This is a genomic window from Actinomadura sediminis (assembly GCF_042675525.1).
GTDB classification, from domain to species: Bacteria; Actinomycetota; Actinomycetes; order Streptosporangiales; family Streptosporangiaceae; genus Spirillospora; species Spirillospora sediminis.
The window spans coordinates 20,581-34,862 of sequence record NZ_JBHTJA010000071.1; the positions used below are offsets into that span (position 1 = coordinate 20,581).

The window sequence follows — 14,282 nt, forward strand, 5'->3', positions numbered from 1 at the left end:
TTCCAGCGGCACCACCACGAAACGGGGGAGCACCCGCATGGGGTACGTGAAGACGAGGGACGGCGAGGAGATCTTCTACAAGGACTGGGGTTCGGGCGACCCGGTGGTGTTCATCCACGGCTGGCCGCTGAACGCGGACGCCTGGGAGGACCAGATGCTGACGGTCGCCGGGAACGGCTTCCGGGGCATCGCGCACGACCGGCGCGGCCACGGCCGTTCCAGCCAGCCCTTCACCGGCTACGACTTCGACACCTTCGCCGACGACCTCGACGACCTGATGGAGCACCTCGACCTGCGGAACACCACGCTCGTCGCGCACTCCATGGGCGGCGGGGAACTCGCCCGCTACATCGGCCGCCACGGCACCGGCCGGGTCGCCCGGGCGGTCCTGCTGTCGGCGATCCCGCCGCTGATGATCCAGGGGCCGGGCAACCCCGAGGGCGTCCCCGAGCAGGTCTTCGAGGACATCAAGAGGGGCATCCTCACCGAACGCTCGCAGTACTGGAAGGACGCGTCCGAGGCGTTCTTCTCCGCGAGCCGTCCGGGCACCAAGGCCACCCAGGGCAACCGCGACGCGTTCTGGTTCATGGCGATGCACGAGAACATCCAGGCGGGCCTGAAGTGCGTGGACGCCTTCGCGCGGACCGACTTCACCGACGACCTGCGCCGGTTCGACGTCCCGACGCTCGTCGTCCACGGCGACGACGACCAGATCGTCCCGATCGACGCCACCGGCCGCAAGTCCGCGCAGATCATTCCGGGCGCGGAGCTCAAGGTCTACGAGGGCGGCTCCCACGGCATCGCGATGGTCCCAGGGGACAAGGAGCGCTTCAACCGGGACCTGCTGGAGTTCATCAAGCGCTGACGCGGCGCCGCGCGGCACCGGGCGGGCGGGTCAGCCGGCGCTCGTCCCGGCGCCCGCCTGGATCCGCTCGACCTCCTCGACCGGCAGCCGCTCCCGGTAGCCCGCGATCTTCTCGTCCAGGGCGCGCATGTTCCGGTTGTAGGCGTTCGTCGCCATCCAGAACTTGTAGATGACCACCAGCTCGAAGAACAGCATCCCGGCGGCGCTGACCGCCACGACCGGGATGATCGCGCCCGGGACGATCGCGGCCGCGACCGGCGCGACGATGAACACGCCCATCTGGAACTCGATGCCGCTGAACAGGTGCGGCCGGATGCGCCCGCGCATCAGCACGTCCCGGACGCGGACGTACCAGGGGAACCGCGTGTAGAGGCCGCGCTGCATGACCGCGTCGGCGGCCTTCTCGGCGGCCTCGTCGCCGACGACCCGGTCCTCGTCGTCGTCGGCGTCGTCCAGCGTGCTCTCCGCCGACGCGAGCCGCGCGCCGACCTCGTCCGGCGCGGCGCCCCCGGCGCGCAGCTCCGCCGTCTCCAGCGACTCGGCCTCCCGCCGCGTCTTCGCCAGCGTCGACCGCATCTGCGCCCGCACCTTGAAGATCTCGAGGGAGTCCATGTAGCGGAGCATGTCGAGGAAGACGACGGCGAGCGCCGTCCACACGTAGGCGACGTTGCCGGTGGCGGCGTACTGCCCGGCCATCAGCGCGATCGCGCAGGCGAGCACCCGCAGGCGGTCGAAGATGTAGTCGAGCCACGCGCCGAACACCGACCCGGTGCCCTTCAGCCGCGCGATCTTGCCGTCCATGCAGTCGAGCGTGAACGACAGGTGGTACAGCAGCGCGCCCGCCAGCAGCCACCGCCAGTCGGCCAGCGCGAAGCACGCGCCCGCCGCCAGCCCGAGGACGAGCGCGGCGACGGTGAGCTGGTTCGGGGTGATGCGGGTGCGGTTGGCGGTGACCTTCACCAGCCGCGCCGCGAGCGGGTCGACGAGCAGGACCGTCCACCACGCGTCACGCGCCTTGTACGTCCGTTGCCGAACGTCGTCGAGCGTGAAGTTCGCCATGGTCGGTTTCCTTTCGTCGTCAGGGCCGTTCCCGATGCTAGCGAGTGACCGGATGTGGCCTCCGGCATTCTTCCCCACTGCCGGGGTGAGATCCGCGGAACCGCCGGTTCACCTCCCGGACATGTCCGGTATCGAACGGCGTCGCGGACGGCCCGCCTAGCGGAGGGAGGCGAGGAGGTCCTCCCAGCCGGCGGCGACCGAGCGGACGGAGTGGCGGCGGGCGGTGCCGGGCGCCGCCGCGGCCATCCGGCGGCGGAGCCGCTCGTCGTCGATGAGCCGGACGAGCGCGTCGCCGAGGGCGGCCGGGTCCTCGGGCGGGACGAGCAGGCCGTCGTGCCCGTGGGTGATGATCTCGCGGGGGCCGCGGGGGCAGTCGAACGCGACGGCGGGCAGCCCGCACGCGAAGCCCTCGACGATCGCCATGCCGAACGCCTCGGCGCGGGACGGGACGGCGAGGATCGACGCCTTCGCGAACTCGCCCTCGATGTCGTCCGACGGGCCCATCAGCATGACGTTGTTGTAGAGGCCGAGGCGGGTGGCGTGGCGGCGGAGCCGCTCGCCGCGGTCGCCCTTGCCGTAGATCCGCAGCGTCCATTCGGGGTGCTTCTCCGCGACCCGGGCGAACGCCGTGATCAGCAGGTCGTGGCCCTTGATCCAGGCGAGCCGCCCGGCGGCCGCGACCACCTTGTTCTCCTGCCGGGAGCGCGGGTACACGCGGTCGGGCAGGCCGTTGCGCAGTGTCCGGACGGGCGTGCCCGGGATCAGGCGCTCGTAGTCGTCGCGGTCGGTCTCGGTCAGCGTGGTGACCGCGTCCAGCTTCGGGTACCAGCGTTCGATCTCGGCGCGGATGCCCGGCTCGTGGATGCCGAGGTGCAGGTGCTCCTGCCCGATGCGGGTGACGTGGGGCGGCGCGAACCGGGCGGCGGCGATGTTCAGCCCGGCGCGGGTCGTGACGAGCACGTCGGCGCGGAGCCGCCGCATGGCGCGGGGGATGCGCTCGTCGGTGAGCGCGGAGTAGAAGCGGTAGGAGCGCTCCTCCGGATGGACGAGCGTGCTGGGCGCCTCGTGCAGGCGGCGGGCGCGGCCGGGCCGCAGCCGCGCGGGCCGCGCGTCGTCGCGCACGTCCACGAGGTGCTGCAGCCGGACGGGATCCGGGAGCGGGAACGCGGGCGAGTCGGCGGTGCGCAGCACGCTGACGATCTCGACGTCGTGCGTCCGGGCCAGCTCGCCCGCGAGCGTGAACGTGCTGCGGACGGTGCCGTCGAGCGCCGCCGCGTCCAACAGGCATGAACACGATCCTCATCGGCCCGTCGCTTCGACCGCGTGGCACGCGAACGCGAGCTCGTCCTTCAGCGTGTAGTACGGCCGGACGGATCGGTTCCCGGTGAACTGCCGCGGGTACGACAGCTTGCCGCGCTTGCCGGGGGCGTCGTCGAGGCGGGACGCCAGCCGCGCGTGGACGTCGGCCACGTCGAGCCACAGGTCCCACAGGGCGGGCGGTTCGGCGGCCAGGACGTCGATGGGCGCGCCGACGCGGAACGCCGTCCCCTCGATCCTCGCCGACCAGGCGACCTTCCAGCCGGTGCCGCGGGCGACGGCGACGAGGCGGGCGTCCCCCGAGCGGGGCCCGGTGTAGGCGAGGCGGCCGGTGATGCCGATCTCGCCGCCGCCGGGGTGCACCGCGTGCACCTCGGCGTGCGGGACGACCGTGCCGATGCGCAGCCCGGCGCGCCCGTCCGGGCGGCGGGTCGCGCGGACGGCGCGGTCGCGGCGGCGGTCGGCGTAGGCGGCGAGGCCGTCGAGGGAGAAGCCGGGGTCGTCGGTCAGCAGCGGCCGGGCGACGCTTCCCGCCTCCAGGCACGCCTCCCAGTCGCCGGTCTCGAGGTCGCCGGCGGGCACCGTCCAGCGGGCGCCGCCGTCCGCCGCACGTCCCGGCCGGACGGTCCCGGACGCGGCGTGCCGCAGCACGACGCGTTCCCCGTCCGGAAGGGGCTCGTCCCAGCCGATCGTCAGGACATCGTCGCCGTCGACCCGGAAACGGTTCGCCACGATCGCCACGAACAGGCCCTCCCCCGAGGTTGATCGGAGAACTTTACACCTTCTGTGAGCCGCGGGTCACTTCTGGTTCCGCTGGGACGAACCCCGCCCCGGGGACGTCCGCTGGGCGAGCGGCGCGCGCAGCCGCCGCTTCGCCGACCGCGCCAGCGCGGGCACCTTGCCGGGCACGACGTCGACCGTCAGGTTGCCGCCCTCGGTCCGGTAGAAGGAGGCGTGGCGCAGCCCGAGCGGCGCGCAGGGGACGGCGGGCGACCGGCCGGTCGTCGCCAGCGGCATCCGCCGCCGCGTCCGCTCCCCGCCGACCGTCACCTCCAGCCACGCGTCCCAGCGGCCGGCGGCGAGCCCGCGCGGGTCCAGCAGCGCGGTGAAGCCCCGCCCGCCGGGGTCCGTGCCGTCCCCGGGCCCGTCCAGCACGACCTCGCCCTCCAGGGACGTGCCCTGCGTGCGGTGGTCGATCGTGATGCCGAGCCGGACGAGCGGCTCCGCGGCGGGCGAGGCCGGGAGCCGGCCGCGGACCCGCAGCCGCCCGTCCGGCGCCCACTCCGCGCCCTCGAACCGGACCAGCCGCACGGCTCCGGCGGCGCCCCGGGTGACGGTGAACGACAGGTTGCCGTACTCGCGGGTGAAGAACGGCTCGACCGCCGCGCCGCCGCCGTCCGCGCACCGGACGAACCGTCCCGGGGGAACGGCGACGTGGGGAGCGCGGGCGGCGCCGAGCCTGCCCTCCATGGCGAGGTCGCCGTGCCGCGCCTCCACGTGCAGGTCCCACACGCCGTTGTCGTCGGCGGCGATGCCGGCGGTGTACCCGCCGTCGCCGTCCGGTTCGGCCGCGAGCCGCCGCTCCGCGCCCGTCTTGCGGGACCGCTGCAGCAGCGTGACGGCCCGGCCGTCGGGGCCGAGCCGGGTGATCTCCGCGGTGCAGCCGGTCCGCAGCAGGTCGCCGGCCCATTCGACCGACGTCAGGGTCCGCCGCAGCCGGAGCCGGTCGGTCAGGTCGAAGTAGGAGTCGGGGATCGGCGCGGACGGGTCGCGGAACCCGGGGTAGCGGACGTGCGCGCGGTCCCCGTCGACGACGACCGGCACGGGCTCGGCGGCGCCGTCCGCCTCGATGATCCGGACGAGCAGGTCCTCGTCGCCGCCGCGCAGGCAGTGCGCGATCAGCCGGAACTTCGGCGGCATCCGCAGCACCACCGACTCGGTGAGGTACTCGTCGCACAGCGCGCGCGCCTCCTCCCAGAGGCGGCGCCGCCGTTCCTCGGACGAGCCGGGGTAATCGGCGTTGAACGCGTGCAGGACGTCGCGGTGGAAATGCCGGACGAGCATCCGGTCCCGGATCGGGCCGGGTTCGCGGTGCCGCACGACGTTCTCCAGCAGCGGGCGGGCCGCCTTCGCGTAGTAGCCCGGCCGGGCCGCGAGGGCGGTCTCCGTCAGGTTGCCGCCGTCCTCCCGCTGCACCAGGTAGTAGCAGTCGTGGTCGGCGACCACGGACACGCCGCCGGACGCGTGCAGCAGCGCGTGCGCGGTGAAGACCTTGTCCTCGCCGGTGGGCGCGTCCTCGGGGAACCGGATCCGGTGCTCCTCGATCACCGACCGGCGGAACAGCTTCTGCGCGGTCAGCGACCTGGAGTAGATGTCGGAATCGGGGTCGTCCACGGAGACGTGCGCGATGCTGCGGGTGAACTCCGCGACGGGCCGTCCGACGCCGACGTACCGGCCGATGACGACGTCGGTGCCGTTCGCGTCCGCGGCGGCGCACATCCGCTCCAGCGCCTCGGGGCCGAGCCGGTCGTCGGCGTCCAGGAAGAACAGGTACTCGCCGCGGGCGCGGGACATGCCGGTGTTGCGGGGCCCGCCGGGCCCGCCGGAGTTGGGGCGCTTGAGCACGGTCAGCCGGGGATGCAGCGCCGCGAGCCGGTCCAGCTCCTCGCCGCTGCCGTCGGTGGAGCCGTCGTCGACGGCGATCACCTCGACCAGCTCCGGGGCGATCGTCTGGTCCAGGGCGGAGCCCAGCGACGTCGCGACCGTCGTGACGCAGTCGTAGACGGGCACGATGACACTGACCTTGGGGGTAGTCACTGCTCAGAGATCCTTAGTAGTTCCTGTTCCGGCGGTCAGCCGGACGACCCGAAGACGCGGTCGACCGCGCGGGCCGCCGCGCGGCCGTCGTCGAGGGGGCAGAACCGCGCCACGAAGTCGTCGTAGCGGGCGGCGTGCCCGGCGGTGGCGGCCTCGACGTCGCGGATCGCGTCGATCAGGTCGTCGGACGTCTCGACGAGCGGGCCCGGCGCCTCCGCCTCGAAGTCGAAGTAGAAGCCGCGGAGCCGGTCGCGGTAGTCGGCCAGGTCATAGGTGAAGAACAGCATCGGGCGCCGGGTGTTGGCGTAGTCGAACATCACCGACGAGTAGTCGCTGATCATCATGTCGGAGATCAGGTACAGCTCGGTGATGTCGGGATACAGCGACACGTCCCGCACGAAGCCGTCCGGGTCCTCTTGGACGCCGTCCACCACGTTGCTGTGCAGGCGGACGAGCAGGACGTGGTCGTCGCCGAGCGCGGCGCGCGCCCGGTCGAGGTCGAGGCGCATGTCGTGCTTGTACCGGCCGCGGCTGTAGTACTGGTCGTCGCGCCACGTCGGCGCGTACAGCACGACCCGCTTGCCGTCGGGGATGCCGAGCCGGGCCCGGACCTGCTTGGCGACCGCGTCCGCGTCGGGGCTGTGCAGCAGGTCGTTGCGCGGGTACCCGACCTCCAGCATCTCCCCCTTGAACGCGAACGCGCGGCGGAAGATCTCCGTGCTGAACGGGTTCGGCGACAGCAGGTGGCTCCACTCGGGGACGGACGGCCCGGACGGCCCCTTGTCCTTGCTCTGCAGCGCGGACTTCATCCCCGGCGCGTACGCGAAGTGGACCTCCTTGACGTCCCGCCCGATCTTCTTCAGCGGGGTGCCGTGCCAGGTCTGCAGGACGATCTGGTCGGGGTGCCGCTGGAACCAGTCGCCGAGCCGGTGGTTGGCGACGATGTACCGGGACGTCGTCACCGCCTCCTGCCACTCCTTGCCGTTCAGCCGGACGGCGTTCAGCGTGTCGGGCAGCTCGACCTGGGCGTCGTTGACGACCCACAGTTGCTCCAGGTCGGAGCCGCGCCGCAGCAGCTCCTCGTGGATCGCCTTCGGGCTGTCGGAGAACTGGCGGCCGTTGAAGCAGGAGAACAGCACGGCGTCGCGGAGCCCGTCCCGGGCGACCCGCTTGCGGGCCTCCTCCCGGTACTTGGCGCCCGCGCTCTTCTCCTCGTTGGACACGTCGCCGGTGACGGCCACGACGAGCCGCCCGTTCCTGGTCTCCAGCTCGTAGCCGCGCCGCGCCACCTCCAGCGGCCCCGGCAGCGACCGCTGCGCGGCCTCGGCCAGCCGGACGGTCAGGGCCCGCTCGCCGGGCGGCCGGAACAGCACGTCCCAACGGCCCGGCCGCAGCGGCAGCACGCCCGCGACGCTCGGCACCGCGGCGACGGGGACCTCCGCGCGCAGCACGCCCGAACCGTCCGCGACCAGGTCGAACGCGAACTCCTTGCGGCGCCCGAGGCTGCGCAGGACGACCTGCCCGGACGCGTGCGCCGGGTGCGTCGCGGCCAGCGACAGGGTCCCGTCGGGACGCCACACGCAGTCGTCCACCGACAGCCGGATCGTCGCGCGCCGCACCCGCACGTACCCGCTCGGGCCGCGGCCCGCGCTCACCTCGAGCGCCCCGAAGGTGCGCGCCGCCTCCTCCACGCCCTCCGCGAGGACGAGCGGCCGGTCGTCCCCGCCATCGGACGGCACCGACAGCGACCAGTCGCGGGTGTCGTCGATCGACTCGGGGTCGATGTCGACGTCGAGGGAGTCGGGGGAGACGCGGGCCGTCCAGCCGCCGGGCCGGGCCGCCACCGGGACGGGGACCCGCGAGTCGCCCAGCGTCAGCACCGCCTCGGCGGGCGCGTCGCCCGCCGACTCGACGTCGACGACGAGCGTCCGGCCGTCCCAGCGCAGCGCCGTCGCCTTCTCCCGGACCCGCTCCACCTGCACGACGAGGTTGCCGTCCACGACCTTCGGGACGACGCGGACGTCGTCGGCGACGTACCGGTAGGGCGGGTTCGCGCCCGTCCCGGAGCCGCCGCCGCGCACCGGGCCCTGCCGGAACACGCCGGCGTTCAGCACCGAGGCGTGCACCTCCCAGGTGCCCTCGGCCCAGCCGCCGCGGCCCTTCAGCTTCGCGGCCTCCAGCGCGAACTCGAATCCCGTCCAGCCACCGGACGACTTGCCCGGCTTCGGCGTCTGCCGCGCCCGCGCGATGATCTTGCGGCGGCCGTTGCGCAGCGTCACCGTCTTGATCGCCGTCCAGCGGCGGCGCGAGCTGACCGAGTTGATGTACGCCTCGCCGGTGACGACGAGCCGGTCGCCCTCCCAGCGCACCGCGTGCGCCCGGCCGCGCATCTTCACCTCGTCGCGCGCCCGGTACACCTCGCGGGGGACGTCGATCTTGGCGTCCTTCCAGTACGGGTACACGACGTAGCGGCGCAGCGGGTCCCGCACGATCGACGGCGACGACTTGCCGCGCTCGTACCGGACGACCTTCACCAGCTCCATCGTGTGCCCGCTCGCGGCGAGGTGCCACTTCAGCCGGACCAGCGCGGGCGCCTCGGCGAACACCTTCGCGGAGACGCCCTTGCCGTACGCCGCCGCCAGCGCGATGACCTGCTCCCGCTCGTCCCCGGACAGGTCGGGCAGGACGTCCAGGAACGTCTTCAGCTCGTGGGTGACGAGGGCGAGCTGGAGGCGCCGCAGCTCCTTGGCGTCGCCGCGCTCGGCGACGAAGGCGGTGGCGAGGTTCGCCGCGGCGAACCCGTCCGCGATCTCCTGCAGCTCGGTCGTCGGCTCGTACCGCCGCGACCGCCGGTGCAGGACGACGTCCGGCACGACGTCGACGGATTTCGCGAGGTGCAGCACCCGCACCATGACCGGCAGGTCGTCGTCGCGGGACAGGTCGGGGAACTCCAGGCCGTGCGCGTCCCAGAACGAGCGGCGCAGCAGCGTCCCGACGATCTTGCGGTCGGACAGCAGGTCGGGGCTGCGGCGCAGGTCGGTGCCCGTCGCGGGCGCCGCCGTGTCGCCGAGCGCCTTCCACTGCGACACCTGGCCGGTCCACTTGCGGGACGCGTCCGGGCCCTTCGCCAGCTCGGCGCCGGACGCCTCGAGGGCGCCGAGCAGCGCCGCGACCGCGCCCTCCGGCAGCGGGTCGCCGGAGTCGGCGAACAGCAGGTACTCGCCGCCGCTCTCGGCCACCCCCAGGTTGCGGGCGGCGCCCCGGCTGGGCGCCCCCCGCCGGATCAGCCGGAACCGGTCGTCGGGCAGCGGCGCCCGCGCGGCCGTCCCGGTGCCGTCGTCGACGACCAGCACCTCCAGGTCACGGAACGTCTGGGCGGCGAGGGACTCCAGGACGTCGCCGAGGTGGTCCCCGGCGCCGTGGGAGAGCACGATGACGCTGATGCGGGCGGGCATGCCCACTCCTTCGTGAGCCGGCGATCCGGATGCGGGTCCGGTCGCGGGACGGTCATTGGGGGATGTGACGGTCCTGCGGGGGCGCGGGCTAGGACGCGCCGGACGCGGACGGCCCGATGCTCGCCGCCTCCGCCGGGACGGCGACCGGCGGGAGCTTCTCGCCGAGGAAGACGCGGCGCACGGCCCGCTCGGCCGCGTTCCCGTCGTCCCACGGGCAGAACCGCGCCCGGAACGCCTCCAGGTTCTTCGTGGCCGCGTCGCCCCACGCCGCCCGGGACACGAACGCGTCGACGAGCTCGGGCTCGGTGCGGGCGACGACGCCGGGCGGGAACTCGGTGATGTCGAAGTTGACGCCCCGGGTGAGCCGGTAGGTCTCCCAGTCGTTGGCGTAGATCACGATCGGCTTGCCGAGGTTGGCGTAGTCGAACATGACGGACGAGTAGTCGGTGAGCAGCGCGTCCGACGCGATGGACAGGTCCTCGACCGACGGGTGCGTCGACACGTCGATGACGCGGTCCTCGGGCCAGCCCATGTCGGCCGCCATGTCCTTGAGCTTGTAGAAGTAGTGCGCCCGCAGCAGCAGCACGTGGTCGTCGCCGAGCTGCTCGACGACCCGGCCGATGTCGAACATCGGGCTGTAGCGGCGCTGGTAGTCGCGGTGGGTCGGCGCGTACAGGATCGCCGTCCTGCCCTCGGGGATGCCGAGGTCGGCGCGCGCCCGCACCCGGTCCTTCTCGGTGGCGCGGACCAGCTTGTCGTTGCGCGGGTAGCCGATCTCCAGCATCTCGTAGTGGCACGGGAACCCGCGCTCCCACGCCTCGCTGGACAGCGGGTTGGACGAGATGAGGAAATCCCAGCGGTCGGACCGCTCGATGAGCGCCTTGAAGTCCATGTCGTTGGCGCCGACCGGGTACTCCATCTGGTCGAGGCCCATCTTCTTCAGCGGCGTGCCGTGCTGGGTCTCCAGGTGCACCTGCCCCGGCCGCTTGACGACGTGGTCGGGGAAGTTGACGTTGTTCACGAAGTACTTCGCGGCGGCGATCGTCCGGTAGTACTCCGCCGACCCCGACACCACGTACTCCACGCCCTCGGGCATGTCCTTGCGGCCGGACGCCTTCACGACCCACACGCAGCGGATGTGGGGGGCGAGCTCCCGGACCTTCTCGTAGATGGCGGCCGGGTTGCAGGCGTAACCCCGGTACCAGTACGCGGCGAAGACGGCGAGGTTCTCCTCGATCGGCATCCGCAGCCGCATCTGGTAGTAGTAGCGCTCCTTCGCGAGCTGCTTGGAGCGGACGACGCCGCGCTTCTGCAGCTTGCGGACCTTCTTCGTGCCCTTCTTCGCCTTCGTCGTCAGCTTGGGCGCGTTGAGCCGCTCCCACGCCTTGAAGTCGTTGCGCTCGATGGCCCGGTGCTTGTCGGCGAGGCCCGGCTTGTCGTCGGGCGGGACGTGCCCGGCCGGCTTGTACCGGTTGTAGGTCTTGGACATCTCGGCGAAGAACCGCTCGTTCTCCGAAGGGTGCACCCGGTCGCCCCGCTCGAGGATGACGAGCAGGTGCCAGATCGTCCGGTCGAACATCAGCGGCCGGAACTGGTCCGCCTCCGGGCCCCTCTGGTCCATGAACGCGAAGATGCGGTCGTACTGGGCGAACGCGTCGAAGTGCTTGGCGCCGGCGGTCTTGGTGATCGCGCCCCGGCGGCGCTGCCGGTAGATGTAGCAGACCCGGTCGAGCAGGCTGATCCGCTCGGCGGCCATGAGGATCGGGTAGGTGACGTTGACGTCCTCGTAGTAGCCGCTGCTGAACCGCAGCCCGAGGTTCACCAGGAACTCGCGGCGGATCGCCCGGTTCCAGGACGTCATCATCATCTCCAGCACGCTCGGGCGCTCGGCGAGCGTGAAGACGTCCGGGGCCGGGGGCTCGCGGAACAGGTGGTTGATGATGCTGCGCTTGACCCGCCCGTTCCAGTACGAGCGCGCGTAGTCGAACATCAGGACGTCCGGGCGCGTCTCGGCGAGCCGGTCGAGGATCGCGCGGACGGCGCCCTCGGTGGCGTGGTCGTCGCTGTCGAAGAACCAGACGTAGTCGCCCGTCGCCATGTCGAGGCCGATGTTGCGGGCCTGGCCGAGCCCGACGTTCTCGGTGAGGTGCCGCACCCGCACGCGCGAGTCCCGCTCGGCGAACTCGTCGAGGATGAGCCCGCAGGCGTCCGGCGAGCAGTCGTCGATCGCGATCACTTCGAGGTTCGGGATTCCCGGCTCGAGGATCGACTCCATGCACTGCCGCAGGTAGCCCTGCACTTTGTGCACCGGAACGATGATGCTCAAAGAGACGTCTTTGCTGTCACTGCTCACGCGCTGGCCAATCGGTTAACGGAAGACGACGGAACGGTAGCCGCATAGCGTAGATCGATACTACGTCCTGCTTTGCCGTGGCTTGAGAAGCCAATCGGCGCGGGGTTCGACGGCCCAGCGGGTCAGCCGCCGCACCGGCGAGGTGCCGAGCAGCACGCCCAGCGCCACGGCGCCCAGCGTGACCCCGACGATCCCCGCGGGGGTGTGCAGGGCCTCGGCCTCGAAGTGGCCGCCGTAGTCGAGGACCTTCACGACGAGGCCGTGCAGCAGGTAGATGAACATCGTGCGGGCGCCCATCGCGGTGAACCACGTCGTGGTGCGCGGGACGAGCGCGAGGAACGCGGCCCCCAGCAGCAGCGCCGCCGCCAGGGCGGCGAGCCGCAGGGCCATTCCCTCCGGGGACGAGTAGCCCATGTCCTCGTAGCCCCGGTTCCACCAGAGCAGGTCCGCGTCGATCGCCGGGACGACCGTGCCGAGCTGCCACACGTAGGCGATCGGCAGCGCCGCGGCCAGCACGGCGGCGCCCGCCCAGCGCGCCCACCGGGCCCTGAGCCGCCGGACGAGCGCGGGGTCGATCGTCAGGCCGAGCACGAAGAACGGGAGCAGCCCGACCGTCCGGGCGACGGTCCCGTCGGCGTTGAACGTCCAGCTCCCGGCGATCAGGCACAGCACCACCGAGACGGCCGTCGGGTGCCGCAGGTGGCCCCACAGCGGCGCGCTCAGCCGCCAGAACACCATGGCGACGAGGAACCACATCAGGTAGTGCGGGCGGAACAGTTCGTGCAGGTCGAAATCGGCTCCGTTGAGGAGGACGATCTGCAGCCGGTACGGGACGATGAAGATCAGGTAAGGGACGACGAGCGTCGGCAGGATGCTGCGGAACTTGCCCGTCGACCGCATGAAACCGCGCGAGAAGAAGCCGGAGATGAAGACGAACACCGGCATGTGGAACGCGTACAGGACGGTGTAGGCGGCCGTCACGGCGTGGCTGTCCCCGAAGTTTGCCCAGACGTGGCCGACCACGACGAGGACCGCCGCACAGAACTTGGCGTTGTCGAAGTAGGCGTCCCGCCGTCCGGACGGCCGGTCCGGGGGATCGGCGGGTCCGTGCGGGGCGTCCGTGCCGGAGGACGGCGCGGGCGAGTTCGGCGAGGAACTCGTCGAAGGGGAGGTAACAGCCATATTTCCGAGGGGAGACGTCACGGTGCCGCGGGGGTAACGACACGGTCACTGTACTGGTGCTCCGGTCCGCCGGCGGACGATTCGGGTCTTTCGCCGGGGTCCGCCGGCGGCCGGGGACCGCTCCCGAGGACCGCTCCCGGGCGGTCTCCCGGCTACTTCCGCACCGGGCGCCGCAGCGGGGTGAACATCCAGGTCAGCTTGGGCTCCAGCGCCCACCGCATCATCCGGACGACCGGCGGCGTGCACAGCAGCGTCATCACCACGGCCGCCGTCGCGACCGCGGCGAGCACGCCGGGTTCGGTGTTGAGCCAGCCGATGTCCCAGCCGTCGGTGAAGTTCATCGCACGGGTCAGGAAGCCGTGCAGCAGGTAGCCGTACAGGGTGGCGGCGCCCAGCCCGGTGAACCAGTGCCGCCCGCGCGGGACGACCGCCAGGAACGCGGCCACGAGGACGGCCGCGGCGCCGAACATCGCCACCCGCATCAGCGTGCCGGTCGCGTTGGCGACGCCCATCTCCTCGTGCGTGTGCCGCCAGAAGATCCACTCGATGTTCATCCGGCCCATCGCCACGTAGGCGAAGCCCAGCCCGGCGACGAGGACGACCGCGCCGATCGGCCGCGCGATCGGTCGCTTCAGCACCTCGAAGTGCTCCGGCCGGAGCGTGAGCCCGATGACGTAGAACGGCAGCAGCCCGAGGACCCGGTGCAGGCTGAGCGTCGAGCCGAGCTCGCCCGTGTAGGACAGCAGCGCGATCACCAGCGACAGCGCCACCGGCCAGCGGACCTGCTGCCACACCGGGGTCGACAGCCGCCACATGAACAGCGCGAGCAGGAACCAGGTCAGGTAGTAGGGCTCGAGGAGGCTGACTTCCAGCCGCCCGCCCGTCCAGGCCCAGTCGTAGAGCGAGTAGGCGACCTCGAACACGACGTAGGGCACCCCGACGGCCGTGATGAGCCGGCGCGCCTTGCCGCCCGAGAACGTCCAGTTCCGCGACATGTAGCCGGTGAGCACGATGAACACCGGCATGTGGAACATGTAGATGAACAGGTACAGGCCCTTGGCCATCGGCACGTTCTGCAGGTACGCGATGGAGTGGCCGATGGCCACCAGCACGATCGCGAAGTACTTCGCGTTGTCGAAGAACGGGTCCCGCTGCTTGCGCGGCCGCCCGGCGGCGGGCGGGGGGCCGGCGGGCGCCGGGACGGCCGCGGCGGGCGGCGCGACCGGTCCGGGCG

9 protein-coding genes are annotated in these 14,282 nt (G+C 72.2%); 1 reads left to right on the plus strand and 8 read right to left on the minus strand.

Annotated elements, in window-relative coordinates; translation table 11 throughout:
* The first annotated feature begins 37 nt into the window (after positions 1-37).
* Entirely contained in the window at positions 38-865 is an 828-nt protein-coding gene (locus ACFQ11_RS26915) for an alpha/beta fold hydrolase (protein WP_378303485.1), read from the plus strand.
* A 30-nt stretch (positions 866-895) separates the two neighbouring features.
* Here the strand turns inward: ACFQ11_RS26915 and ACFQ11_RS26920 are convergent, their stop codons facing one another.
* The 8 genes from ACFQ11_RS26920 to ACFQ11_RS26955 form a co-directional block, all read right to left on the minus strand.
* Positions 896-1,924 carry a CDP-alcohol phosphatidyltransferase family protein gene (locus ACFQ11_RS26920; RefSeq protein ID WP_378303487.1) on the minus strand — a complete coding sequence of 343 codons (1,029 nt, stop codon included), beginning with the start codon at positions 1,922-1,924 and terminating at the stop codon, positions 896-898.
* A gap of 156 nt (positions 1,925-2,080) precedes the next feature.
* On the minus strand, positions 2,081-3,205 hold the full coding sequence (locus tag ACFQ11_RS26925; protein WP_378303489.1) for a glycosyltransferase: 1,125 nt from the start codon (positions 3,203-3,205) through the stop codon (positions 2,081-2,083).
* An 18-nt stretch (positions 3,206-3,223) separates the two neighbouring features.
* Positions 3,224-3,982: a hypothetical protein gene (locus ACFQ11_RS26930; RefSeq protein WP_378303492.1), complete on the minus strand. Its 759-nt coding sequence runs from the start codon at positions 3,980-3,982 to the stop codon at positions 3,224-3,226.
* 57 nt (positions 3,983-4,039) lie between these two features.
* The gene (locus ACFQ11_RS26935) at positions 4,040-6,058 is read right to left on the minus strand and encodes a glycosyltransferase family 2 protein (RefSeq protein WP_378303494.1); all 2,019 of its coding nucleotides are present in this window, start codon (positions 6,056-6,058) and stop codon (positions 4,040-4,042) included.
* A gap of 35 nt (positions 6,059-6,093) precedes the next feature.
* On the minus strand, positions 6,094-9,513 hold the full coding sequence (locus tag ACFQ11_RS26940; protein ID WP_378303497.1) for a bifunctional glycosyltransferase/CDP-glycerol:glycerophosphate glycerophosphotransferase: 3,420 nt from the start codon (positions 9,511-9,513) through the stop codon (positions 6,094-6,096).
* 88 nt (positions 9,514-9,601) lie between these two features.
* Complete coding sequence (locus ACFQ11_RS26945) at positions 9,602-11,866, minus strand: bifunctional glycosyltransferase/CDP-glycerol:glycerophosphate glycerophosphotransferase (protein WP_378303499.1); 2,265 nt, start codon at positions 11,864-11,866, stop codon at positions 9,602-9,604.
* 60 nt (positions 11,867-11,926) lie between these two features.
* Complete coding sequence (locus ACFQ11_RS26950) at positions 11,927-13,048, minus strand: acyltransferase family protein (RefSeq protein ID WP_378303502.1); 1,122 nt, start codon at positions 13,046-13,048, stop codon at positions 11,927-11,929.
* Positions 13,049-13,200: 152 nt separating this feature from the next.
* A partial coding sequence (locus ACFQ11_RS26955; RefSeq protein WP_378303504.1) for an acyltransferase family protein occupies positions 13,201-14,282 on the minus strand: 1,082 nt, incomplete at its 5' end.

Coding starts and splice junctions, on each gene's coding strand:
- ACFQ11_RS26915 (WP_378303485.1), top strand. CDS start 38: ATGGGGTACGTGAAGACGAGGGACGGCGAGGAGATCTTCTACAAGGAC.
- ACFQ11_RS26920 (WP_378303487.1), bottom strand. CDS start 1,924: ATGGCGAACTTCACGCTCGACGACGTTCGGCAACGGACGTACAAGGCG.
- ACFQ11_RS26940 (WP_378303497.1), bottom strand. CDS start 9,513: ATGCCCGCCCGCATCAGCGTCATCGTGCTCTCCCACGGCGCCGGGGAC.
- ACFQ11_RS26950 (WP_378303502.1), bottom strand. CDS start 13,048: ATGGCTGTTACCTCCCCTTCGACGAGTTCCTCGCCGAACTCGCCCGCG.